The organism is Pseudomonas sp. LY-1 (assembly GCF_053502595.1).
In genome coordinates, this window is sequence record NZ_CP094353.1 from 5464594 (window position 1) to 5488844 (window position 24251).

Below are 24251 nucleotides of genomic sequence, written 5' to 3' on the forward strand. Positions count from 1 at the left end.
TTGGCTCATGGGCACCAGTAAATCTCTAAAGTAGGTTGCAAAAACGCGCGAATCGGCATGGCAGCAACGTCGTCACTGGCCAGCGCGGCGCTCAAGGTGGTCAATTTCGAACTGCCGGAGATCGACAGTACGGTGTAGTTCGCCGTGGCCAGCAGCGCGCGACTCATGGTCAGGCGCTGGCGCGGCACGGTCGGCGCCAGCATCGGCCAGCAACGGCGGGTACCGTCGGCCTGCAGGGCCTCGCTCAGGTTCGGGCTGTTGGGAAACAGCGACGCGGTGTGGCCGTCGTCGCCCATGCCCAGCACCAGCACATCAATGGCCGGCAGTTCGGCCAGCAGGCGATCGGCCTGCTCGGCGGCGTCTTCAAGATTGGCCGCGGCGGCGTACAGGCTGAGGAATTTGGCCTTGGCTGCCGGACCTTGCAACAGGTATTTCTTCAACAGGCCGGCATTGCTGTCGGCGTGTTCCACCGGCACCCAACGCTCGTCGGCCAGGCTGATGGTGACCTTGGACCAGTCCAGGCCCTGCTTGGCCAGGTTCTGGAAAAACGCCACGGGGCTGCGGCCACCGGACACCACCAGGGTCGCTTCGCCACGAGCACTGATGGCCGCGCGCAGTTGCTCGGCCACGTCATTGGCCAGGCCATCCGCCAGCAACGCGGGCGAACGGTACTCATGGGCAGTGACGCCCTGAGGCAGTTTCAATTCAGATATCGCCATACCACGACCTCCCATCCCGCGTGATCAGTGCAATGGAGCTCATCGGCCCCCAGGAACCCGCCGCATACGGCTTGGGCGCATCACCGGATTTTTTCCACCCGGCGATCAACTGGTCACACCACTTCCACGCGGCTTCGATTTCATCTTTGCGAACAAACAGGTTCTGATTGCCGCGCATCACTTCCAGCAACAACCGCTCGTAGGCATCGGGAATCCGCGCGCTGCGATAGGTGTCGGAAAAATTCAGTTGCAGTGGCCCGCTGCGCAGTTGCATGCCCTTGTCCAGGCCCTGCTCCTTGGTCATCACGCGCAAGGAAATACCTTCGTCCGGTTGCAGGCGGATGATCAGTTTGTTGCTGATCTGCAGGCGCTGCTCGGGGGCGAAGATATAGTGGGACGGTTCCTTGAAGTGGATGACGATCTGCGACAACTTTTGCGGCATGCGCTTGCCGGTGCGCAGGTAGAACGGCACGCCGGCCCAGCGCCAGTTGCGGATATCGGCACGCAGGGCGACGAAGGTTTCGGTATCGCTCTGGGTGTTGGAATTCTCTTCTTCGAGGTAACCCGGCACCGGCTTGCCGGCGCTGTAGCCGGCGATGTACTGGCCGCGTACCACTTGGGTGGTCAGGCCATCCGGGCTGATCGGCGCCAGAGCCTTGAGCACCTTGACCTTCTCGTCACGGATGCTGTCGGCGGACAGGTCGGCCGGCGGGTCCATGGCGATCAGGCAAAGCAGTTGCAGCAGGTGATTCTGGATCATGTCCCGCAGTTGCCCGGCCTTGTCGAAGTAACCCCAGCGGCCTTCGATGCCGACCTGCTCGGCCACGGTGATTTCCACGTGGGAAATGTAGTTCTGGTTCCACTGGGTCTCGAACAGGCTGTTGGCGAAACGCAGGGCGATCAGGTTCTGGACGGTTTCTTTGCCCAGGTAATGGTCGATGCGGTACGTGCGGTTTTCCGGAAAAAACTGCGCGACGGCGTCGTTGACCTTGCGCGAAGATTCCAGGTCCGAGCCGATGGGTTTTTCCAGCACCACGCGGGTATTGTTCGCCAGGCCGACCTTGGACAGGTTTTCGCAGATTGCCCCGTACACCGCCGCAGGCGTGGCGAAGTAGGCGATCAGGCGTTGCGCGGTGCCGGCTTTTTCAGCCAGGACCACGTAGTCATCCGCATTCATGAAATCGACGTGAACATACGTCAGGCGCGCCAGGAAACGCTGGGCGATAGCCTCGTCCAGTTCCTTGCCGACGTAGTTGCGCAATTCCGTTTCAATATGCGCCAGGTGCTGTTGCTCGGAACCGGCTTCGCGGGCCAGGGCCAGGATGCGCGTGTCGTCGTGCAAGAGCCCGGCACCATCGAGTTGATAGAGGGCAGGAAATAACTTGCGCAGCGCCAGATCACCCAACGCGCCAAACAGGGCAAAGGTGCAGGGTTCTACGGTTATCGAAGGCATGATGTTTGTTCTTTTATCAAGTTAAGCTACAAATACCTTTTTTCAAGGCATCACTCAAGGAAAAATGTAGTAATAACCACAACATTTTCCCGAAATACGCATTCCGAGTGGTGGTGTTCAGCTACCCTCAGTAGGATAGGCCACCGCAAAGAGCCACTCGTCGATTGATGACCGCCCTTTATTTGCTTCGTCGCCCCAAGGAAAGACTGTATGGACCGCGTGCGAAATCTTCTGGAACAGATCCGGAACCGCCTCGAAGAATTGAACAAGGCTGAGAAAAAAGTCGCCGAGGTCATCCTGCTCAACCCGCAGCAGGCGACCCGCTTCTCGATTGCAGCCCTCGCCCAAGCCGCCTCGGTCAGTGAACCGACGGTCAACCGTTTCTGCCGTTCGTTTGGTGTCAGCGGTTACCCTGAACTCAAATTGCAACTGGCGCAAAGCCTGGCCAGCGGTGCGGCGTATGTCAGTCGCGCAGTGGAGGCCGATGATAACCCCGAGGCCTACACCCAGAAGATCTTCGGCAGCGCCATTGCCTCTCTGGACAGCGCCTGCCAGGCCCTCGACCCGAACCTGATCAGCAAGGCCGTGGACCTGTTGATCCAGGCGCGCCAGATCCACTTCTTCGGCCTCGGCGCGTCGGCACCGGTGGCCATGGATGCGCTGCACAAGTTTTTCCGCTTCAACCTGTCGGTGACCGCCCATGCCGACGTGCTGATGCAACGCATGATTGCTTCGGTGGCGCACACCGGCGAGCTGTTCGTGATCATCTCCTACACCGGACGTACCCGCGAGCTGGTGGAAGTGGCGCGTATTGCCCGGGAAAACGGCGCATCGGTGCTGGGCGTGACCGCCGAGAACTCGCCGCTGGCCAAGGTCAGCACCGTGAGCCTGAACATTCCGCTGCCGGAAGACACCGACATCTATATGCCGATGACCTCGCGGATCATCCAACTGACGGTGCTGGATGTACTGGCAACCGGCATGACGTTGCGCCGTGGCGTGGATTTCCAGCCGCATCTGCGCAAGATCAAAGAGAGCTTGAATGACAGCCGGTATCCGGTTGGAGATGAGTTCAACTGAGGCAGACAATGCCTCCAGCAGTCCCGGCCTTTTCGCGAGCAAGCCCGCTCCCACATTTTGACGAGTCCTGCCTTGGAATGCGGTTCAAATGTGGGAGCAGGCTTGCTCGCGAAGACGCTATCAGCAACAGCGCTAAACCCCAGCCCTGGCCTGCAAACTCAAATGCGCCCGCTCTCCCGGCGCCAGGCTGGCCCCGGCCATTGCCGACTCCACGCACACAAACCCCGAGGCCTCATTAAAACTGACGCCCAACAGCGGCCGACTGCCCGGGTGCCACACCACGGTGTCGGCGCTGTCGCCGGTGTCGATGCACAATTCGCGCTGCCAGGCGTGGTCCTTGAGCTGTAACTCGCCCTCATGCTGGAACACCCGCTGACACCCGCCCTCCACGCGCAGTTCGCCTTCCTGCTGGCAAGCCTGGCGATTGAGCTGGTCATACCCTTGCGCGCCGTCGAGCCCAGACAGCGCTATCTCACCGACATTGCCAATACGCCAGTAAGCGTGCAAAGCATGGCTCAGTTGGCACGGCAGCTCATCCTGATGCTCGGTACTCAAGCGCAGTTCCAGGGTTTCGCCCAGGTGCGCGTGCAAGTCCACCTGCCAGTCGCACAACCGCAACTGCCAGTGCAGGCGCACGCCGTCGTCGTCGGTGCTGCTGTCGAGCAGTTTCCAGTCGATCAGCCGCGCCCAACCATGGGACGGCCACGCATTTTCGCTGGGATGCCGGCCATACCACGGCCAGCACACCGGCACGCCGCCACGAATAGCGCCGACTTGCGGCCACTTGGCCGCGCACCATAACCAGGGTTTCTGCCCACGGGGCTGAAAATGCAGCAATTGCGCGCCCTGCCGGCTGAATACCGCCTGGCACAGCGGATGGTCGATCACCAACACGTCACGCACCTGGAAGCGCTCCCAGGCGAATACCGGACGCTCGCGCAGGGATTTGAAAAAGCGTTGCAGTGGATGCTCATGCATGTGCCACGGTCCTGAATATCTTCACAGTGCAACCCAAAAAAAAGCGGATAGCCATGGCTATCCGCAAAATGCGCACAGAGAGAAAGAGCTTATCGCAACCGCGTTAGAACACCGACTGAATTTTCAGACCGGCCACCAAGGCGTTGTCGACTTTATCCACGCCGCCCGGATGAGTGACGTATTGCAGGTTGGGACGCACGGTCAGCCAGTTGGTGACGTGGAAGCCGTAGTTGATTTCGTAGTTGTATTCGGTGCTGCGCAGTGGCGCGTAACCGGCTTGGCTGTAATCGGTGAAACCGCCAGCCTCGTTCGCCAACTCAGCGTTTTTGCGCACGTCATCGTTAACGTGCAGACGAGCGGCACCGATCCCCACATCGTCTTTTGGACGCGCGTCGAAAGGCCCTTTGTACACCAACATAATCGACTGGTAGTTATCGACGGTGTTGGTGTCCTTGTCGTGGAACGTGGCGTTGGCCGCGATGTTCAGGCCGCGGGAAGCGTCGCCGTTATGGGTAGTGAGTTGCTGCTGCGCAACGAACCAGTAGCCTTTTTTGCTGCTGTGGGTGCGGTAGGCTTTGCCAGTGGTGGCCGCATCGTTACCGTCGACGTCTTCACGTACATCGGCAGCATCGGCGGCGCTTTTGTAGTAACCCACACGGTATTCGCCCGGCAGGTTATTGACCTTCGGCGACCAGACCAATTCCACCGGGATCACGGTGCCCTTGGTGCCACTGCCGCTGAGTTTGAAGCCGTTACCGTGCTCCAACTGCGACGGGTTCTGATTGTATGCACCGATCTGCGCATACAGCTCAGGCGTGATGTTGTACTTCACGCGGATAGCGGCCTGGGCGACCGGCCAGTTGTACCAGGTGTTCACATAGTTACCGACCTGGGAGCCGCAGAACGACAGGTTCTGGAAGTCGCACGGGAAGGTGTTGAAGTCTTCGCCTTCACCGAAGTAACCGAGCTTCACGTCCAGCTTGTTGTCGAACATCTGGTGCTGAATCCAGAACTGGGTCAGACGCACCATGTGGCCGCGACCGTACACTTCTTGAGATGAGCTCAAGGTGCCGGCACGCGGATCACCGACACGGTCGTTGGAGATGTTCTGGCCATTACGGTTGGTCAACTGGATCTTCGCCTGGGTGTTATCCCAGCCCCACAGCTTTTGCAGGTCCAGTGCCACGCCCAGACCGAACTGGTCAGCGTAACGCCCTGTTTTGTCGTTGTTGTAGCCGCCGTGCGCGTTGTAGCCGGCTTCCCCAACGTAGTCGGCCTTGATGTCGATACCTTGCTCGATCAGCTTGGTCCGCTCGCCGCCCCAATCGCCGGTCATCCACTTGGAGTCGGCGCTGAACGCATCGGCCGCCATCGCATTGGCGGACAAGACCAGGGCTGCCGCTGCTGACAATTGGCAGATCAACCGAGTGTTGTTGTGTTGCTTTTTCATCCCTACATCCTCGTCTTTATTGTTATTAAACTGTTTTTATCTAACGCGGTTCATTTTTTCTTTCAAAAACAACAACTTATCTTTTTATCGACCCTTGAACTGGGCCACGTTGTCGGCGCGGTCCTGGGCGGGCAAAGACGCGGCAGTACCCAGGCGCTCGCCGGTATTGGCGTCGAACAGCAGCACTTTGGCCGGATCGAATTGCAGGGTCAGGGTCTCGCCCACCTGCGGTGCCACATCGGGCGCCAGGCGGCAGCAGACCTTGGTGTCATTGAGCTGCACGAACACCAGGGTGTCCGGACCGGTCGGCTCGGTGACCTGGACTTCGGCACGAATGCTCGACGAACCGTTGCCCTCACCCGCCGCCAGCACGATTTGCTCCGGGCGCAGGCCGAGGATCACGTCACGGTCTTCAAGGCCGGCAGTGCTCATGCTCAGCGGCAGCTCGCAACGCGCCTGGCCGCTGTCGAGCAGGGCCACCAGGCGGCCATCCTTGCGTTGCAGGCGCAGGGGGATGAAGTTCATCGGCGGCGAACCGATAAAGCTCGCCACGAACAGGTTGGCCGGGTCGTTGTAGATCTCTTTCGGTGTGCCGAACTGCTGGATGATGCCGTCCTTCATCACCGCCACTTTGTCACCCAGGGTCATCGCTTCGATCTGGTCGTGGGTGACGTAGACGGTGGTGGTTTTCAGACGCTGGTGCATCAGTTTCATTTCGGTACGCATCTCGACGCGCAGCTTGGCGTCAAGGTTGGACAGCGGTTCGTCGAACAGGTAGATCTTCGGCCGACGCGCCAGGGCGCGGCCCATGGCCACCCGCTGTTGCTGACCGCCGGAGAGTTGGCCCGGCTTACGGTTGAGCAAGTGTTCGATCTGCAACAGCTTGGCCACCCGCGCCACTTCGGCGTCGATATCGGCCTGCGGCATCTTGCGAATCTTCAGGCCGAACTCGATGTTTTCACGCACGCTCATGGTCGGGTACAGCGCGTAGGACTGGAACACCATGGCGATGTCGCGATCCTTGGGGCTCATGCCGCTGACGTCCTGGTCGCCGATCATGATCGCGCCGCCGGTGATGGTCTCAAGGCCCGCGATGCAGTTCATCAGCGTGGACTTGCCGCACCCCGACGGGCCGACCAGGATCAGGAACTCGCCTTCCTTGATCGACAGTTCGATGTTCTTCAAGGTGTCGGGCAGGCCGGCGCCATAGGTCTTGTTTACATTGCGAAGTTCAAGCGTAGCCATGATTACCCCTTGACCGCGCCGGCCGTGAGGCCGCGCACGAAATACTTGCCTGCGATCACATAGACCAGCAGGGTCGGCAGCCCGGCGATCATCGCCGCCGCCATATCCACGTTATATTCCTTGGCCCCGGTGCTAGTGTTGACCAGGTTGTTCAGCGCCACCGTGATGGGCTGCGAGTCGCCGCTGGAGAACACCACGCCAAACAGGAAGTCGTTCCAGATCTGGGTGAACTGCCAGATCAGGCAGACCATGATGATCGGGGTCGACATCGGCAGGATGATCAGACGGAAGATGGTGAAAAAACCTGCACCGTCCAGGCGCGCCGCTTTGATCAGCGCATCCGGAATGCTCACGTAGTAGTTACGGAAAAACAGCGTTGTGAACGCCAGGCCGTAAACCACATGGATAAACACCAGGCCGGTGGTGGTGCTGGCCAGGCCCATTTTGCCGAGGGTGAACGAGGCCGGCAGCAGCACGGTCTGGAACGGCAGGAAGCAGCCGAACAGCAACAGGCCGAAGAACAACTGCGAACCACGGAAGCGCCAGAACGACAGCACATAGCCGTTCAACGCGCCGATGGCGGTGGAAATCAGCACGGCCGGCACGGTGATCTTGATCGAGTTCCAGAAGTAGCCATCCACCGTGGCCCAGGCCTTGACCCAGCCGATGCCGGTGACCACAGTCGGCCAGCTCAACAGGTTGCCGGTGCTGATGTCTTCCGGGGTCTTGAAGCTGGTGAGCAACATCACCACCAGCGGCACCAGGTACAGCAGCACCGCGAGGATCAGCACCGCGTAGATCGCGATGCGGCTCAGGCTGATGGCAGGTTTTGCGGCAAGACTAGTCATTACGCTTGGTCCTCAGCTCGGAGTACAGGTACGGCACGATGATCGCGAGGATCGCACCGAGCATCAGGATTGCACTGGCCGAGCCCATGCCCATCTGGCCACGGCTGAAAGTGAACGAGTACATGAACATCGCCGGCAGGTCGGACGAGTAGCCCGGGCCGCCAGCGGTCATCGCCGCCACCAGGTCGAAGCTCTTGATCGCGATGTGCGCCAGGATCATCACCGCACTGAAGAACACCGGACGCAGGCTCGGCAGCACCACGCTCCAGTAGATGCGCGGCAGGCTCGCGCCGTCGATCTGCGCGGCACGAATGATCGATTGATCCACACCCCGCAGGCCGGCCAGGAACATCGCCATGATGAAGCCGGAGGCTTGCCACACGGCAGCGATCACCAGGCAATAGACCACGCGGTCCGGGTCGATCAGCCAGTCGAGACGGAAGCCTTCCCAGCCCCAGTCCCGCAGAAGTTTGTCCAGGCCCATGCCCGGGTTGAGCAGCCATTTCCAGGCCGTACCGGTGACGATCATCGAGAGCGCCATCGGGTACAGGTAAATGGTGCGGATAAAGCCTTCGCGGCGGATTTTCTGGTCGAGGAAAATCGCCAGCGTCACGCCAATCACCAAGGTGATACCGATGAACATCCCGCCGAACAGCGCCAGGTTCTTGCTCGCGACCCACCAGCGGTCGTTGTCGAACAACCGCTCGTACTGCGCAAGGCCCGCCCATTTATAGCTGGGCAGGAACGTGGACGTGGTGAACGACAGCACGAACGTCCACAGGATGTAGCCGTAGAAGCCCACCAACACGATGAACATGCTCGGCGCCAGCACCAGTTTGGGTAGCCAGCGCTGCAGTGCATCGAACGGCGAGGCTTTGCTGAACACAGCAACAGAACTCATGGGGAAATCCAATACAAGGGAAAAGGACTACAGGAACATGCCGGGCGGGGGCCAGGGCTCCCCCACCCGGTCAACCGTTACTTGGCAGACTTGATCGCAGCGCCAAGTTTCTTGGCGGTATCGGCCGGGTCGGCTTTCGGGTCGTTGATGTAGTTGGTCACGACATCAAAGAACGCGCCTTGCACGGCCAGCGTGGTGGCCATGTTGTGCGCCATGCTTGGCTGCAGGCCGCCGGACTTGGCGTCAGCCAGGAAGTCTTTGGCCGCGGTCTGGGCGCAGGAGTCGAAACCGTAGGATTCCATTTTGTTCAGCATGTCGTTACGCACAGGGATCGAACCCTTGTTGATGCTGAACACTTTCTGGAAGTTTTCACCCAACACGACTTTGGCGATGTCCTGCTGACCGGCTGCAGTGCCTTTGTCTTTCTGCTTGAACACCGCCAGGGAGTCGATGTTGTAGGTGAAGGCTTTTTCAGTGCCCGGGAAGGCTACGCACTCGTAGTCTTTACCGGCGACTTTCTTCGCGGCGGTCCACTCGGACTTGGCCCAGTCACCCATGATCTGCATGCCAGCCTTGCCGTTGATGACTTTGCCGGCTTCGAGGTTCCAGTCCTGGCCTTTGCCATCGACGTCCATGTAGGTCGCGACTTTCTTCAGCTCGGTCAGCGCCTTGACCATTTGCGGGCCAGTCAGCGCGCCGTTGTCCAGGTCAACCAGGGCTTTCTTGTAGCCATCGGCGCCCATCACCGACAGAACGACCGCTTCGAACACGGTGCTGTCCTGCCACGGCTGGCCACCGTGGGCGAGCGCAATGAAGCCGGCGGCCTTGAGTTTGTCGCCGGCGGCGTAGAATTCTTCGAGGGTGGTCGGGTTCTTGGTGATACCGGCTTTCTTGAAGACTTCCGGGTTGATCCACAGCCAGTTCACGCGGTGGATGTTGACCGGTACGGCGACGTAGTCACCTTCGTACTTCACGGTGTCGGAGACTTTCTTATCGAGCAGGGAGTCCCATTTTTCTGCTTTGGCCACGTCTTTGAGGACGTCGGTGTCGAGCAAGCCGGTGGAGGCCCATTCCTGGATGTCCGGGCCTTTGATCTGGGCTACGCCGGGTGGGTTGCCGGCGACCGCGCGGCTTTTCAGCACGGTCATGGCAGTGGCGCCACCGCCACCTGCGACAGCACCGTCTTTCCAGGTGAAGCCGTCTTTTTCAACTTGGGCCTTCAGGACATCTACAGCCGCTTTTTCACCGCCCGAGGTCCACCAATGCACAACTTCAACCGTGCCTTTCGAGTCGGCGGCAAATGCACTGAGGGGAAACAACGAGGCAATGGAAATAGCGACGGCGAGGCGATTAATCGCGTTCATCTGAGTACCTTTTCTTGTTGTTATGCATGCAAGTCTAGAGCTTGCGCTGCACGGAGTTTAAACAGGGATTTTTCAAGCGCAGGTAACAAAGGGATGCACAAATGTCACAACCCGGTGACATAGCACCCGCGACCCAATGCACTGGCCATGCTGGGCGCCAAGGGTAGCGTCGGCAGCAAGACCGCTTGCCAGGCGTGGTACAGGTCCGGTTTGCCGCCCCAGATCTTGCTGCTGGGTTGGTTCTGCGGGCTGAGTTCGTGGTGCCAACTGCCGTGGATACGGTCGATGAAATGGGCGTCGCAAAACGCCCAAAAACGCCGATACCAGGTTTCGTAATGTGGATCGAAGGTGCGTTTCAACAGGGCCTGCGCGGCGGCGCTGGCTTCGGCGTGGGTCCAGTGCAGGCGTTCACGCACCACTGGGCGCTGGTTCCAGTCCAGGGTGTAAACGATGCCGGGCGCGCCATCCACGGCCCAGGCGTAGTCACAGGCGCTGGCGAACAGGCCCTTGGCGTCAGTCACCAGCCAGTCTGGCGTGGCCAGCCCGGCTTGCAGGCGTGCAGCCTCCAGGTGCAACACCAACCGCGCCCACTCGAAACCGTGGCCTGGGGTGATGCCATAGGGGCGGAAGCCGTCGGCGGGGTTGTCTTCGTTGTAACCGAACAAGGGTGTCCACTGAGCGTCGAAATGCTCGATCACCATGAACCGGTTGCTAGCGGCGTGGGTGTGGATCACGCGCTCGACGATGCGCAGCGCGCGGTCCAGCCAGCGCGTGTCGGCGGTGACGTCAGCCAGGGCAAGGAACGCTTCCGTCGCGTGCATGTTGCTGTTGGCGCCGCGATAGGCTTCGACGCCGCTCCAGTCTTGGGCAAAGGATTCGAGCATGACGCCCTCCTCCTCGCTCCAGAAAAACTGCTCGATGATCTGGATCGCGTCGTTCAACAGGGCTTGTGCGCCGGGGGCGCCAGCGACCACCGCAGAACTGGCGGCCAGGGCGACAAAGGCGTGCAGGTAGGCAGCCTTGCCGGTATTGCCATCCACAGCGTGGGGCGCGGCGAACCAGCCACCGTGCGTGTTATCGCGTAGCGGGCCGCTGAGGGCGGCAACCCCGTGCTCGACCCGCTCGGCATACCCCGGCAGCCCCATCGCGTGGGCCATGGCGAAGCTATGGGTCATGCGCGCGGTGTTCATGGTTTCGGCAATGGCATTGGCCGGCAACTGGCCGTTATCGTCCAGATTGCCGAAACCGTCGGCCAGGCGCGAGGCCTTGGCGAATGACAGCAGGCGCTGGCCTTCGCTGGCGAGCCAGGCATGGTGGGCAGGTGCGTTCAGCCAACTGCCGGCAGGCAGTGGTTGGATGGTCATGGCAGGCCCTTATTATTGTTGGGGGGATGACCGGAGTCTAAACAAGGGCGGCGCGAGGGCATGTAACGAAGGACAAGGGAAATGTCACCAGATGGTGACATTCCCCAAGACCTTTACTGACCGATCGGCGTGGCTGCGGCCGGCGAATTGAGGCGCTGGTTCAGGTTCTGCACCTGACTCTGCAAGGTGGTGATATTGCGGGTGGTCTGAATGCGGAACACGTCGAACTCTTTATTGGTCGGTGCGTCGCTATTGGCCGGCTGGTTGTCCTGCGCGCTCTTTAGCACCACCATGTCTTGTTCAAGACGGGCGATGGCGGCGCTCGGGCTGCCCTGTTTCTTCAGGGCAGCCACGTCAGCGACCAGATCCCTGATCTCGCTATCGCGCTTGGCGGCCTCCCCTTGCGCCGCCTTGAGGCCGGCCACAGCGTCGGTCAACGCTTGCACCTGGCCTTGCAACTTGGCGTTGGCGTTGGACAAGTCGGTGGTGCCGGCGGTCATTTGGGCCAGGCGCTTGTCCAGCTCGGTGGCCTGGCCGGCCACACCGACTTGCTGCTTGCCCTGCTCCAGCAACTGGGTTTCCAACTGCCTGATCTGCAGTTTCAGCGCTTCGCTGCCGTTGTTCACGCTGGCTTCACTGGCGACGAACTTGCCGGAAATATCCTGCAGGCGCCCTGCCGCTTCTTCGCTGATGCGCGCAAAACTTTCCTGGGTGGCAACCAGTTGCTGGCCCATCAGCGAAATCTGCTGGAAGCTCCACCAGGCCAGGCCGGCAAAGGCGATCAGCAGCGCGCCGACCAAGGCCCACAACGGGCCGGTACTGGCGCTTTTGACCTTGACCACGGGAGTGTTGCGCGAGCGCACGGAGGTGGCGGCGGTCGGCACGAAATCATCATCGTCCAAGGTGTCGGCCCGCAGGCTGGGAACATTGTCGAAATCGTCGTTGGCATCGTTGCGCATGAATCAACCCTGAATCGTGAAATGGCTACCTGGAAAGCCGGGCGACGGGAGTATAAACCGCTGTCCCGCCGCACTGATCGACCCGGAACGCTGAATTCGGTTCCCGATGTGTTGCCGCTTGTGAGCTTACTTCAGCCCCGGTTCCTGAGCTTTCCACCAGTGGCAGAACTCGTCGAGCGCGGTCCACAGGCTGACCTTGGGCTCATAGTCGAGATAATGCCTCGCGCGACTGATGTCGAGGGTGAAATCTTTGTTCATCACCTGCATGCCCAGACGCGACAACGCCGGTTCCGGGCGCCCAGGCCACAGCGCGCAGAATGCCTCGTTCAACGCCGCGACGCTGTAGGACAAACCGTAGGACCGATACCGCGTGACCTGAGGCAAATCCATCTGGCGCATCACGTAGTTCACCACATCCCACACCGGCACCGGGGTGCCGTTACTGATGTTGTAGGCTTTGCCCAACGCCGAGCCGGTGGCGAGCAAACTGCTGAGCAACGCTTCATTAAGGTTGTGTACGCTGGTGAAATCGACCTTGTTCAGGCCGTCGCCGACGATGGCCAAGCGGTTCTTGCGCTGCATTTTCAGCAGGCGCGGGAAGATGCTCATGTCACCGGCGCCGGTGACAAAACGCGGACGCAGCGCCAGGACTTCGAGGCCGAATTCCTGGGCACCGAAGACCTTTTGCTCGGCCAGGTACTTGGTGGCGGCATAGGGATGCTTGAAGCGCTTGGGCACTTGGTCCTCGGTCAGCCCCAGGTGGTCGCGCCCGTCGAAGTAGATCGACGGCGAGGACAAGTGAACCAGGCGCCCAACCCGTTGCTTGAGGCAGGCTTCGACGACGTTTTCGGTCACCAGCACATTGCCTTGATGGAAATCCTGATAGCGCCCCCACAGCCCGACGGCGCCGGCGCAATGCACCACGGCTTCGACGTCGCGGCACAATTCGCGCACCAGGTCGGCATCATTCAAATCACCCTGGATAAACTCGGCACCGCGCCGTACCAGGTGTTCCACACCCTCGGCGCGCCGCCCGTTGACCCGCACGTCCAGGCCCTGCTCCAGGGCGAAACGCGCAAAGCGCCCGCCGATGAAGCCGCTTGCGCCGGTGACCAGAATCTTCATGTGTTACTCCGTGTTCTTTCGTTTTTCATCGCTGTTGCCTTGACGCCCGCCATCAGTCCAACGGCACCAACCATTGACCACAGGCCTGAGCCAGATGGTCAGTCAACAAACCCAACAGTTGCCCGCCACTGCGCCAATGATGCCAGTACAGCGGCACATCGATGGGCTTATCTGGTAATAACTCGACCAATATGCCCCTTTGCAATTGGTCGCCGACCTGCAGTTCAGGCACCAGGCCCCAACCGAGTCCGGCTTCCGCCAAGCGGATAAACCCTTCGGACGAGGGGCACAAATGGTGCTCGAAACCGCCGTCCACCCCGAGCGCGGCCAGGTAGCGGTGTTGCAGGAAATCGTCCGGGCCGAATACCAAGGCCGGCGTGCGCGCCAGTTGATCGGCGCGCACACCGCTGGGGAAGTGCCGGGCGATAAACGCCGGGCTCGCCAGCGCCCGATAGCGCATGGCGCCCAGCAACAGGCTGCGCGCACCGGCCACCGGGCGTTCACTGGCGCAGATACAGGCCGCCACTTCACCGGCACGCATGCGCTTGAGGCCGACCGTCTGGTCTTCCACCACCAGGTCCAGCAGCAAATGCTGCTCGGCGCAAAAGTCGCTGACGGCCTCGGCCCACCATGTGGCGAGGCTGTCGGCATTCAACGCGATGCGCAGGCGCTCGGGCATGCCTTCTTCATCCAGCGCCGGCACCTGGCTTTGCAAGTCGCGCTCCAGCAGCCGTACCTGTTGCACATGGTTGAGCAGCCGCCGGCCGATATCGGTGGGCGTCGGCGGTGTGGCCCGCACCAGCACCGGCTGGCCGATCCGAGCCTCCAGCAGCTTGATACGCTGGGAGATCGCCGATTGCGACAACCCCAGCACCTGGGCGCCGCGCTCGAAGCCGGCTTGTTCCACCACCGCCGCCAGGGCGGAGAGCAATTTATAGTCGAACATCAGTTTCTCTAATGGGCGATCAGCAATATTTGTTTTTCTTATACAGCCATGCCAGGGAAGATAGCCAGCATCGTTTCGGCCTGAGCAAGGATCTTCAACTATGTGGCAAAGCTATCTGAACGGCCTACTGGTCGCCTTGGGGCTGATCATGGCCATCGGCTCGCAGAATGCCTTTGTGCTGGCGCAAAGCCTGCGTCGTGAACATCACCTGCCGGTGGCGGCCCTGTGTGTCGTCTGCGATGCGCTGCTGGTGGCCGCCGGGGTATTCGGACTGGCAACGGTACTGGCGCAAAGCCCGATTCTGCTGGGGATTGCCCGCTGGGGCGGCGCCGCGTTCCTGCTGTGGTACGGCGCCTGCGCACTGCGGCGGGCCTGTTCGAAACAGAGCCTGGACCAGGGCGACACCCTCAAGGTGCGCTCATTGCGCGCCGTGTTGCTCAGCGCGTTGGCGGTCACGCTGCTCAACCCCCACGTTTACTTGGACACGGTGCTGCTGATTGGCTCGCTGGGCGCCCAACAGACCGAACCCGGCGCCTACGTGGCCGGCGCGGCCAGCGCTTCGTTCCTGTGGTTCGCCACGCTGGCGCTGGGCGCCGCCTGGCTGGCCCCGTGGCTGGCACGTCCGGCGACATGGCGTCTACTCGACCTTTTGGTGGCGGCAATGATGTTCAGCGTGGCTTATCAATTGATCAGCGCCCGATAGATATTCCAAAACGCTCTGGAACCTCTATCCCACACAGTTGTTGCGTGGTTTTGCCACACCCCGGGTGCTATGATCCGGACCCTGCGCCGCAAAGAGTACAAACTCCCCGGCGCTGGTTTGGCCGCCCGTGATCGGCCTTGCGCTCACCGCAACTGACCTGATTAGGAGAATCATCATGGCTTTCGAATTGCCGCCGCTGCCCTACGCACACGATGCCCTGCAGCCGCACATTTCCAAGGAAACCTTGGAATACCACCACGACAAGCATCACAACACCTACGTCGTGAACCTGAACAACCTGGTGCCTGGCACCGAGTTCGAAGGCAAGACCCTGGAAGAAATCGTCAAATCTTCTTCGGGCGGTATCTTCAACAACGCCGCTCAGGTCTGGAACCACACCTTCTACTGGAACTGCCTGGCGCCAAACGCCGGCGGTCAACCAACCGGCGCGCTGGCTGAAGCCATCAACGCTGCGTTCGGTTCGTTCGACAAGTTCAAAGAAGAATTCACCAAGACGTCCGTCGGCACCTTCGGTTCCGGTTGGGGCTGGCTGGTGAAAAAGGCTGACGGTTCCCTGGCCCTGGCCAGCACCATCGGCGCCGGCAACCCGCTGACCAGCGGCGACACCCCGCTGCTGACCTGCGACGTCTGGGAACACGCTTACTACATCGACTACCGCAACGCCCGTCCAAAGTATGTGGAAGCGTTCTGGAACCTGGTCAACTGGAAGTTCGTGGCTGAGCAGTTCGAAGGCAAGGCCTTCACTGCCTAAGCACCCCTTGCAGTAAAAAGAGCCCGGCGATTGCCGGGCTTTTTTGTGCGCGATGGAACCGAGCGGCCGGCACCCGCCACCCAGGCGGGGGAGGAATTCGCCTCTCACACCTGTCAGAGAAATAATCATGTCGATTGGAGCACTCGCAGCACTGCCTGTAGTCGGTGAAGTGGCCAAGGCCGCTGGAGACATCACCAAAGCGGTCGCACCGCTCGTTCAACCCTTCGCCGATGTGCTGGCCAAAGCCCTGGGCGACACCCTGGAATCTCAAAACAAACCCGTGGACTTTTCGAGCGCACAGGAGACTGCTAAACGCAAAGTGAACCTCGCAAGCGCCTAGTCATGGCACCACTGAACCGAGCAGGCGGACACAAATCCGCCTCGTCTCGCCTTGCTCCCGCGCCCATGTAACCCTTCCTCCCATATTCAAACCCGTGTTTGCCCTAATGTTCCTTTGACTGCCATCACCAGATTGCCAATACTCATGGCATATTGAAGGCCACCCGCATGAGACAAGGAATGCCCCTTTGAAGCTGGAACTCAAAAACAGCTTGTCGGTGAAGTTGCTACGGGTTGTGCTGCTGTCGGCATTGATCGTGGGCGTGGCGCTGAGCGTGGCGCAGATCGTTTTCGATGCCTACAAGACGCGCCAGGCCGTGGCCGATGATGCCCAGCGCATCCTCGACATGTTCCGCGACCCCTCGACCCAGGCCGTCTACAGCCTGGACCGCGAGATGGGCATGCAAGTGATCGAAGGTCTGTTTCAGGACAGCGCAGTGCGCATGGCCTCCATCGGCCATCCCAACGAAACCATGCTCGCGGAAAGAAGCCGCGCCTTGCAACAATCCTCCAGCCGCTGGTTGACCGACCTGATTCTCGGCCAGGAACGCACGTTCACCACCGCCCTGGTCGGCAAAGGCCCCTATAGCGAATATTACGGCGACCTGAGCATCACCCTTGATACGGCCACCTACGGCAAGAGTTTTATTGTCAGCTCGGTGATCATCTTTATTTCCGGCGTGCTGCGCGCATTGGCCATGGGCCTGGTGCTGTACCTGGTGTATCACTGGCTGCTGACCAAGCCGCTGTCGCGGATTATCGAGCACCTGACGTCGATCAACCCCGACCGCCCCAGCGAGCACAAGATCCCCCAGATCAAGGGCCACGAGCGCAATGAACTGGGGCTGTGGATCAATACGGCCAACCAGTTGCTCGAGTCCATCGAACGCAACACCCACCTGCGCCACGAGGCGGAATCCAGCCTGCTGCGCATGGCCCAGTACGATTTTCTCACCGGCCTGCCGAACCGCCAAAAACTGCAGGAGCAACTGGACAAGATCCTGATCGACGCCGGCCGCCGGCAACGTCGCGTGGCGGTGTTGTGCGTGGGCCTGGATGACTTCAAAAGCGTCAACGAGCAGTTCACCTACCAGGCCGGTGACAAACTGCTGCTGGCCCTGGCCGATCGTCTGCGCGCCCACAGCGGCCGCCTCGGCGCCCTCGCCCGCCTCGGCGGCGACCAGTTCGCCCTGGTGCAGGCCGACATCGACCAACCCTACGAAGCCGCCGAGCTGGCGCAAAGCATCCTCGATGACCTGGAAGCGGAGTTTGCCCTCGACAGTGAGCAGATTCGCCTGCGTGCCACCATCGGCATTACCTTGTTCCCGGAAGATGGCGACAGCACCGAAAAACTGCTGCAAAAAGCCGAACAGACCATGACGCTGGCCAAGAGCCGCTCGCGCAACCGTTACCAGTTCTATATCGCCAGCGTCGACAGCGAAATGCGCCGACGCCGCGAACTGGAAAAAGACCTGCGCGACGCCTTGAGCCGCAACCAGTTTTACCTGGTGTACCAGCCGCAGATCAGCTACCGCGACCACCGTGTGGTCGGCGTCGAGGCGCTGATCCGTTGGCAGCACCCGGAACACGGCCTGGTACCGCCAGACTTGTTTATCCCCCTGGCGGAGCAGAACGGCACCATCATTGCGATTGGTGAATGGGTGCTCGACCAGGCCTGCCGCCAATTGCGCGAATGGCATGACCAGGGCTTCACCGACTTGCGCATGGCCGTCAACCTGTCCACCGTGCAACTGCACCACACCGAATTGCCGCGGGTGGTGAATAACCTGATGCAGATCTATCGCTTGCCGCCGCGCAGCCTGGAACTGGAAGTGACCGAGACCGGCCTGATGGAAGACATCAGCACCGCCGCGCAACACCTGCTGAGCCTGCGCCGCTCCGGGGCACTGATCGCCATCGATGACTTCGGCACCGGCTATTCATCGCTGAGCTATCTGAAAAGCCTGCCGCTGGACAAGATCAAGATCGACAAGAGCTTCGTACAAGACCTGCTCGACGATGACGACGACGCCACCATCGTGCGCGCGATTATCCAATTGGGTAAAAGCCTGGGCATGCAGGTGATCGCCGAAGGCGTGGAAACCGCGGAACAGGAGGCTTACATCATCTCCGAAGGCTGCCATGAAGGTCAGGGCTACCACTACAGCAAACCGTTGCCGGCACGGGAGTTGGCGGCGTATTTGAAGCAGGCCGAGCGCAATAACGCGGCGATTATCTGAAACGATAAAACGAGACTTCATATTTACCGCGTATTACCCCTTTACACAGAATGCAAATCCTTCGCATTATGTTGCAGTTTTGCGCGCGCCCACGCGCCCCATCAACAACCGAAGCAGGATGTTCACCATGATTCGTATGCCCCTGGCCACCGCCAGTCTGTTGGCCATTGCCATTTCTCTCGCCGGTTGCGGCGAAGGTAAAGACAAGGCCGCCGCGCCCCAGGCGCCGACCCCGGCCACCAGCACTGCCGCTCCAGCGGCTGCCACTTCCGCCGGTCAGGTCGACGAAGCCGCCGCGAAAGCCGTGGTCGCGCATTACGCTGACATGGTGTTCGCGGTGTACAGCGATGCCGAATCCACAGCGAAAACCCTGCAAACTGCGGTCGACACCTTCCTCGCCAATCCGAACGACGAGACCCTCAAAGCCGCCCGTACCGCCTGGGTCGCCGCCCGCGTGCCGTACCTGCAGAGCGAAGTGTTCCGCTTCGGCAACACCATCATCGACGACTGGGAAGGCCAAGTGAACGCCTGGCCCCTGGACGAAGGCCTGATCGACTACACCGACAAATCCTACGAACACGCCCTGGGTAACCCAGGCGCCACGGCCAACATCATCGCCAACACCGAGATCCAGGTCGGCGAAGACAAGGTCGATGTCAAGGACATCACCCCGGAAAAACTCGCCAGCCTCAATGAGCTGGGCGGTTCCGAAGCCAACGTCGCCACCGGCTACCACGCCATCGAGTTCCTGCTGTGGGGCCAGGACCTGAACGGCACCGGCCCGGGCGCCGGCAACCGTCCTGCGTCGGACTATATGACCGGCGACGGTGCAACCGGTGGCCACAACGAGCGTCGCCGCACTTACCTGCGCGCCGTGACTCAATTGCTGGTCAGCGACCTGGAAGAAATGGTCGGCAACTGGAAACCCAACGTCGAAGACAACTACCGCGCCACCCTGGAGGCCGAACCGGCCACCGACGGCCTGCGCAAAATGCTGTTCGGCATGGGCAGCCTGTCCCTCGGCGAACTGGCCGGTGAGCGCATGAAGGTTTCCCTGGAAGCCAACTCGCCGGAAGACGAGCAGGATTGCTTCAGCGACAACACCCATAACTCGCACTTCTACGACGCCAAGGGCATCCGCAACGTCTACCTGGGCGAATACACCCGCGTTGACGGCAACAAAATGACCGGCGCGAGCCTGTCGTCCCTGGTGGCCAAGGCCGACCCGGCTGCCGACGCCGCGTTGAAAGCGGACCTGGCGGCGACCGAAGCGAAGATCCAGGTCATGGTTGACCACGCCAACAAGGGTGAGCACTACGACCAACTGATCGCCGCGGGTAACGACGCGGGCAACCAGATCGTGCGCGATGCCATCGCCGCACTGGTCAAGCAGACCGGCTCGATCGAAACGGCTGCCGGCAAGCTGGGGATCAGCGACCTGAACCCGGATAACGCCGATCACGAGTTCTGATCACGGCCGACATCCTAAGCGTCATCCAGAATGCCCCGACCTGCTCGGGGCATTTTTACATCGGCAGTCGAAGGCATCACACCCGAATGATAAAAATCTGCGGCGACGCGGCGGGCGTCGTCAATTGAATGCCGCCCATCAACGGCACAAGGTTATGACTGGCCTCAGCCTGCGTGACCAGTCTACGCGTCGGCTCATCCATCAAGCTGTGGTAGGGCGTAACCTGGGCGTCTGCGGCGATTCGATCCCCCACCACACGGCGCAATCGCAGCCAGTACAGCCTGACATCTCCAGGGCGCCTGAACAGCAACTCTCCGGGAAAGTCATAACCGCTCAGGACACCGTAGCGACAGCGGGTTACCACCTCACTCATCAAGGTTCTCAAGCGGCCGCCGGCGCCAGGCGAGAGCGCATTGAACAGCGACACCACGACGGGCTCCTGACGAAAGTCCAGACGGCGATAATGCCCCGGCGCATTCGGTAGCTGCCAACTGCCGTCGCTGAGTGTGCGGGTGGGTGGAAGTAACGAAAACGGATCGGCCAGTCCTGCGTATGTCATGGTCCGCCAAAACTGCCAGTCGCGCAGGGTGCGTATCAGCGAATGCTGGCCCACTTGGGTCAGGCCTCTCGGGTTGGCCCGATTGAACAGGGCCTGGGCGAGCTCCGCCTGACTGCGGGTGGTCAGCAGCGCGTAGGCCTCGCGCACATACATCGAGAGCGGTTTTTTCAAGGCAACCTCACTGGCAATCACCCACAGCCCGTCCCCGGTGGCGAACTTCACCTGTCGGGGCTGATTGTAGATGCCCGAACGCAGCAGATTTTCCAGGTCCATGAAGTACGTGGCCGGTCGTGCAGGGTCGCGAATGAATACGTCATTGGGAGCCGCTGTATCCCGGGGCAAAATCGCGAAATAGCGCTGGTCCATCTTGATGTACTCTTGCCCCAGCCACTGCGGATCGCCTGCAATCCGCCGATAGATGCCGCGTGTCGCATCCACCACCTCAAGCTCGGCCTCGTCGAGGGTTCTGCCCCATTCAATGAATCGTTCGTTTGCAGGCCGCACGACGGGCGCCTCGGGGGCCGGGGTGCGGGGCGGCGCCAGTGGCGGTTCGACGGGCGCTGGCGGCCGGGTGATCACTGCGGGCACGTCCGGCAGATCGATGCCGTCCAGACGCAACTGAAACCGCAGGAGCGGCACGTTCAGATAGGGCTCAAAGGCCGCCGTGGAGAGCCTCAACCGCATGTTTTCGACCAGCGCCAGCCGGTATTCGATTTCGCGCCCCGCCGGGAAGTTGAACGACTCAAACACCCGCCTGGCCTGCACGTCATCCAGGCGCGGGTAGAGGTCCCTGAGGACGCGCTCCGGCGAGTTGCCCCCCTTGAGTCCGCCGACCGGATGAGAACCTATTTCCCACTGCCCCGCCGCACTTTGCCGGATCGGCGCGTAGTGGTATTGCGTCAGCTTGCGTGCGTCCCTGAGCCGCCAGGCGGCTTTGTCGCCGTCATCGAGGAGCGAATACCAACGCCCGCCGTCATTGAGGAAGTAGTGCTCGGCGCCCGCCGCGTTCGAGGCCGAGTGATACACGCCCTTGCCTTCCCATCCGGCCAACGGCAGCACGCCGTCGGGCTTTTTCCCCAGCGCCATCTCCGCCGGCAACGCCCTTGGCCTGGCGCCCGCCACGGGCGCACCGGCCCCGACCGCGCCGTCCACCAGCGCCCCGACCAGCTCGCCCAGCGACCGCACGAAATACTGCGCAGCGCCGGCACGGTCGCCAAGGTCCAGCGCCTCGACGGCGTTGAACACCGAAAACAGGCTGCGCGCCAGGCCGATCGGCAACATGATCCTGACCGGCAGCACCATGGACAGGACGTCGAAGACCAGAGTCGCCACGCTCAGGCCGGTTTCGACGTTGACTTGCTGGGTACTCCTCGATTGCGCGGCGGCGTCGTTGATCACGAAGTTCGCTTCAACCTCGTAGGCCTCCTCGAAAAGGTCGTCGGCAATCCGGCTCATGCTCACCATCGACACGTCGCCGCGCCCCCTGAGCACGGCGCGGACCTGGGCTTCGAAGGCCCGCTCCACGCGCCCCAGCAGGTAGGCGCGCCAACTGCTGTTCATGACGAAGTCGGTCATCAGGCGGTCTTTGGCGTACTCGTGGAACACGCGACCGTCGGGCGCCTGGGGGGTATACACCACGATCGAGCCGACCCCGGCGGAGGCCGAGGCGAACAGCAGTACCCCACGCACGCGCTGACCGCGCAGTTTCAAGTGCTGCACCAGAATCCGGTGGCCTTCGACACGCGCGCGCCGATCACTGTCGACGGGGGCGTCAAGCACCGCCTGCACCCAATTGAAGCCTCGGTTCAGACGGTCCGGGAGAAAGTCGCCGTTGATCTTGGCCTCGATGGCGTCGAGTCGCAGTTGCAGACGCATGACCTGAGCGTAGGTCTGCTTCAGTGCGAGCGCGCCGGGCGAGGTGATGAGGCGGTCTTTCAGAAAGGTGTCGTAGCTTTGTCCGACATTGACCGCGCGCACCAGGTCCTTGACCTGTTGCAGGGTCAGCCCGTCATAGGCCGGGGCCGGCGTCAGATCTTCCGGCAGCAAGGCTTCATCAGGCTGTTTGCGCGTGTTTTCACTCAGCCTGGAAAAGTGCGTGAAGTTAAAATCCAGCCCGCCGACATTCTCCAGCGCCAGTTCGCTCAGCGTGCGGCTTCGATGCCGGAACAACGGCGTGCCGGGCTCGCGCGGCGCCGGAGCAGGCGCGCCCGGAACCACGACAGTCGCAGGAACGAACGGCTCTTTGGTATGCACGCGGACCGTGTCGGGGTCGATGTCCAGTGCATAGTCAGCCTTGAGGCGGATGCGCAGCTGTTCGTTGGCGTATGCCAGCAGCGCCGGTTTATCGCTGAATTGCGCCAACGACGGCAACCCCTCGGCGTCCGGCAGGCTCGCCAGCAGGTCGCAGTAGTCCGTCATCGCGACCCGCCACGCGTCTTTATCGGCAAGGGAGGCATCATGCAGAAAGGTCCTGATCTGTGCCTGCCCGCGCTTGATCTCGCGCCCCCATAACACCCCGCTGGCACTGAAGAGCCGACCGGGGTCCGTCACCCGGTCCAGCACCTGCGGCAACTCGGCCATCTCGATGGGGTCGACCGGTGACGAGTAGTGGGAAAGGGTTGAGGTGAAGTTGTCGAGCATCAACCGGCATTGCGCCTCGACGCTCGCCTCGAACGGCGAACCGAGCTGTTCATGGTAGACCACCTGCCCCGTGGCCTTGAGCTGACGATGCAGGGCCAAGCCTTGCGCCTGGTCGGCCACGGCCAGGCCATCGAGCACCGCGGCGAATTCGACGGGGTGGTTCAAACGCCGGTGCAACTCCTGATCCAGGCTGGCCAGAGAGTCAAACGCTTCAAGGCCGGAGTCCGGCAGAAACAGCAATACCGTGCCGACGTTCATGCTCGGGTCCACGGGCCGCACCCGGGCCGGCGTGATCTCCTCCTGCGCCCTCACCACGGCTTGTTCCGGGTCTCTGGCGGTCAGCACAAAGGCGCCGCGCAAGGTCAGATCCGCCGCGCCGGTCGCGCCCTTGAGGGCTACCTCGTAGACACATGGCCGGTCGGCGCGCAGTGCTTGTCGTGCCTGGGCTTGCGGGTGACGCAGCACCAGGGCGAACAGGTCCTGGTCGGCGGGGCTGAGCAGGCGATCGGTAGCGAGTAGCGCCACTTCGGCTTTCAGCAGTTCGATACGGGTGTACACCAACCATTGTTTCTGCGTGCGCGCATCCGTCAGGCTGCGCGCACGCGTCCAGAAGGCTTGCACAAAAGCGCTGTAATAAGCGGTCAGCCCAGCGGCCAGGCGGTCGAGGAATTTATCCAGCCCGGCCGGGGTGATACCGCTCAAGGGCAGCAACGCTTCGCCAGTCGCCGGCAGCCGCAGCAGAGTCGCCATGCGCTTCGCATAACTCGCAGGCTGGCCAGCGACGATACGTTGCACCACCGCCTCGAACAACGTGGGCAGCAACTCGGTCTCGGTGGACGGTAGCGCTGCCGAGGTCGCTGGCGGGATGGTCGTCGCGGGCAGTCGGATGAAGGCCTGACGCACATCGAGGCTGGGCGTCACGGTCGGGAATGCTTGCTCGAACTCATGCTGCACGAACGAATGGAACGTCGGTGGTGACTGAAACTGCTCGGCGATCTGGCGATCGAGCGCCATTAACTGTTCGCGCAACGCGACCTGTTGCGGTGCGTCCTTGACACTTGGCGGTGCAGATAACAATGAATCAGACGGCATGGT

At 61.4% G+C, this 24251-nt stretch carries 19 protein-coding genes; 6 read left to right on the forward strand and 13 right to left on the reverse strand.

All coding sequences use genetic code 11. The features are described from left to right. Positions 1-5: 5 nt before the first annotated feature. The gene (gene pgl / locus MOQ67_RS25015; protein WP_253398380.1) at positions 6-719 is read right to left on the reverse strand and encodes a 6-phosphogluconolactonase; all 714 of its coding nucleotides are present in this window, start codon (positions 717-719) and stop codon (positions 6-8) included. Beyond that, a complete protein-coding gene (gene zwf / locus MOQ67_RS25020) occupies positions 706-2172 on the reverse strand; it encodes a glucose-6-phosphate dehydrogenase (protein ID WP_253398382.1) in 1467 nt (488 codons plus the stop codon). Before zwf ends, pgl begins: the two co-directional genes overlap by 14 nt. Before the next feature lie 219 nt (positions 2173-2391). Here zwf and MOQ67_RS25025 point away from each other — a divergent pair, with 219 nt between their 5' ends. Continuing rightward, the gene (locus MOQ67_RS25025) at positions 2392-3252 is read left to right on the forward strand and encodes a MurR/RpiR family transcriptional regulator (RefSeq protein WP_253400433.1); all 861 of its coding nucleotides are present in this window, start codon (positions 2392-2394) and stop codon (positions 3250-3252) included. Between the two features lie 132 nt (positions 3253-3384). Here the strand turns inward: MOQ67_RS25025 and MOQ67_RS25030 are convergent, their stop codons facing one another. The 10 genes from MOQ67_RS25030 to MOQ67_RS25075 all read right to left on the reverse strand — a co-directional run bounded on the left by MOQ67_RS25030 (position 3385) and on the right by MOQ67_RS25075 (position 14432). Next, positions 3385-4230, reverse strand: a complete 846-nt coding sequence (locus tag MOQ67_RS25030; RefSeq protein ID WP_448675667.1) for a D-hexose-6-phosphate mutarotase — start codon at positions 4228-4230, stop codon at positions 3385-3387. 103 nt (positions 4231-4333) lie between these two features. After that, the gene (locus MOQ67_RS25035; protein ID WP_253398386.1) at positions 4334-5680 is read right to left on the reverse strand and encodes a carbohydrate porin; all 1347 of its coding nucleotides are present in this window, start codon (positions 5678-5680) and stop codon (positions 4334-4336) included. 84 nt (positions 5681-5764) lie between these two features. Next, positions 5765-6925 carry an ABC transporter ATP-binding protein gene (locus MOQ67_RS25040; RefSeq protein WP_253398387.1) on the reverse strand — a complete coding sequence of 387 codons (1161 nt, stop codon included), beginning with the start codon at positions 6923-6925 and terminating at the stop codon, positions 5765-5767. A 2-nt stretch (positions 6926-6927) separates the two neighbouring features. After that, on the reverse strand, positions 6928-7773 hold the full coding sequence (locus MOQ67_RS25045; RefSeq protein WP_046382285.1) for a carbohydrate ABC transporter permease: 846 nt from the start codon (positions 7771-7773) through the stop codon (positions 6928-6930). Beyond that, positions 7766-8674 carry a carbohydrate ABC transporter permease gene (locus MOQ67_RS25050; RefSeq protein ID WP_003175732.1) on the reverse strand — a complete coding sequence of 303 codons (909 nt, stop codon included), beginning with the start codon at positions 8672-8674 and terminating at the stop codon, positions 7766-7768. The genes MOQ67_RS25045 and MOQ67_RS25050 overlap by 8 nt, the downstream gene beginning before the upstream one ends. A 77-nt stretch (positions 8675-8751) precedes the next feature. Continuing rightward, positions 8752-10038, reverse strand: a complete 1287-nt coding sequence (locus MOQ67_RS25055) for an ABC transporter substrate-binding protein (protein ID WP_253398389.1) — start codon at positions 10036-10038, stop codon at positions 8752-8754. A 104-nt stretch (positions 10039-10142) separates the two neighbouring features. After that, complete coding sequence (locus MOQ67_RS25060; RefSeq protein ID WP_448675668.1) at positions 10143-11402, reverse strand: D-mannose isomerase; 1260 nt, start codon at positions 11400-11402, stop codon at positions 10143-10145. A 113-nt stretch (positions 11403-11515) separates the two neighbouring features. After that, complete coding sequence (locus tag MOQ67_RS25065; RefSeq protein ID WP_253398393.1) at positions 11516-12361, reverse strand: ATPase; 846 nt, start codon at positions 12359-12361, stop codon at positions 11516-11518. 126 nt (positions 12362-12487) lie between these two features. Beyond that, on the reverse strand, positions 12488-13486 hold the full coding sequence (locus MOQ67_RS25070) for an NAD-dependent epimerase/dehydratase family protein (RefSeq protein ID WP_253398395.1): 999 nt from the start codon (positions 13484-13486) through the stop codon (positions 12488-12490). 52 nt (positions 13487-13538) lie between these two features. Then, positions 13539-14432, reverse strand: coding sequence for a LysR family transcriptional regulator ArgP (locus MOQ67_RS25075; RefSeq protein WP_253398396.1), 894 nt, complete (start codon positions 14430-14432; stop codon positions 13539-13541). Between the two features lie 100 nt (positions 14433-14532). Between MOQ67_RS25075 and MOQ67_RS25080 the strand changes: the two genes are divergently transcribed. The 5 genes from MOQ67_RS25080 to MOQ67_RS25100 all read left to right on the forward strand — a co-directional run bounded on the left by MOQ67_RS25080 (position 14533) and on the right by MOQ67_RS25100 (position 19957). Then, positions 14533-15135 (forward strand): LysE/ArgO family amino acid transporter, encoded by a 603-nt coding sequence (locus MOQ67_RS25080; RefSeq protein ID WP_253398398.1) that lies wholly within the window; start codon positions 14533-14535, stop codon positions 15133-15135. A 175-nt stretch (positions 15136-15310) separates the two neighbouring features. Then, positions 15311-15907 carry a superoxide dismutase gene (locus MOQ67_RS25085; RefSeq protein ID WP_017847176.1) on the forward strand — a complete coding sequence of 199 codons (597 nt, stop codon included), beginning with the start codon at positions 15311-15313 and terminating at the stop codon, positions 15905-15907. A 127-nt stretch (positions 15908-16034) separates the two neighbouring features. Continuing rightward, entirely contained in the window at positions 16035-16247 is a 213-nt protein-coding gene (locus tag MOQ67_RS25090) for a hypothetical protein (RefSeq protein WP_253398400.1), read from the forward strand. 187 nt (positions 16248-16434) lie between these two features. Beyond that, positions 16435-18486, forward strand: coding sequence for a putative bifunctional diguanylate cyclase/phosphodiesterase (locus MOQ67_RS25095; RefSeq protein WP_253398407.1), 2052 nt, complete (start codon positions 16435-16437; stop codon positions 18484-18486). 127 nt (positions 18487-18613) lie between these two features. Further along, positions 18614-19957, forward strand: a complete 1344-nt coding sequence (locus tag MOQ67_RS25100) for an imelysin family protein (protein WP_448675669.1) — start codon at positions 18614-18616, stop codon at positions 19955-19957. A 76-nt stretch (positions 19958-20033) separates the two neighbouring features. Here the strand turns inward: MOQ67_RS25100 and MOQ67_RS25105 are convergent, their stop codons facing one another. After that, on the reverse strand, positions 20034-24248 hold the full coding sequence (locus MOQ67_RS25105) for a dermonecrotic toxin domain-containing protein (protein WP_448675670.1): 4215 nt from the start codon (positions 24246-24248) through the stop codon (positions 20034-20036). Positions 24249-24251 lie beyond the last annotated feature (3 nt).

Coding starts and splice junctions, on each gene's coding strand:
- MOQ67_RS25050 (WP_003175732.1), bottom strand. CDS start 8,674: ATGAGTTCTGTTGCTGTGTTCAGCAAAGCCTCGCCGTTCGATGCACTG.
- MOQ67_RS25040 (WP_253398387.1), bottom strand. CDS start 6,925: ATGGCTACGCTTGAACTTCGCAATGTAAACAAGACCTATGGCGCCGGC.
- MOQ67_RS25075 (WP_253398396.1), bottom strand. CDS start 14,432: ATGTTCGACTATAAATTGCTCTCCGCCCTGGCGGCGGTGGTGGAACAA.
- MOQ67_RS25030 (WP_448675667.1), bottom strand. CDS start 4,230: ATGCATGAGCATCCACTGCAACGCTTTTTCAAATCCCTGCGCGAGCGT.
- MOQ67_RS25065 (WP_253398393.1), bottom strand. CDS start 12,361: ATGCGCAACGATGCCAACGACGATTTCGACAATGTTCCCAGCCTGCGG.
- MOQ67_RS25105 (WP_448675670.1), bottom strand. CDS start 24,248: ATGCCGTCTGATTCATTGTTATCTGCACCGCCAAGTGTCAAGGACGCA.
- MOQ67_RS25070 (WP_253398395.1), bottom strand. CDS start 13,486: ATGAAGATTCTGGTCACCGGCGCAAGCGGCTTCATCGGCGGGCGCTTT.
- MOQ67_RS25035 (WP_253398386.1), bottom strand. CDS start 5,680: ATGAAAAAGCAACACAACAACACTCGGTTGATCTGCCAATTGTCAGCA.
- zwf (WP_253398382.1), bottom strand. CDS start 2,172: ATGCCTTCGATAACCGTAGAACCCTGCACCTTTGCCCTGTTTGGCGCG.
- MOQ67_RS25045 (WP_046382285.1), bottom strand. CDS start 7,773: ATGACTAGTCTTGCCGCAAAACCTGCCATCAGCCTGAGCCGCATCGCG.
- MOQ67_RS25055 (WP_253398389.1), bottom strand. CDS start 10,038: ATGAACGCGATTAATCGCCTCGCCGTCGCTATTTCCATTGCCTCGTTG.
- pgl (WP_253398380.1), bottom strand. CDS start 719: ATGGCGATATCTGAATTGAAACTGCCTCAGGGCGTCACTGCCCATGAG.
- MOQ67_RS25080 (WP_253398398.1), top strand. CDS start 14,533: ATGTGGCAAAGCTATCTGAACGGCCTACTGGTCGCCTTGGGGCTGATC.
- MOQ67_RS25060 (WP_448675668.1), bottom strand. CDS start 11,402: ATGACCATCCAACCACTGCCTGCCGGCAGTTGGCTGAACGCACCTGCC.
- MOQ67_RS25090 (WP_253398400.1), top strand. CDS start 16,035: ATGTCGATTGGAGCACTCGCAGCACTGCCTGTAGTCGGTGAAGTGGCC.
- MOQ67_RS25100 (WP_448675669.1), top strand. CDS start 18,614: ATGATTCGTATGCCCCTGGCCACCGCCAGTCTGTTGGCCATTGCCATT.
- MOQ67_RS25085 (WP_017847176.1), top strand. CDS start 15,311: ATGGCTTTCGAATTGCCGCCGCTGCCCTACGCACACGATGCCCTGCAG.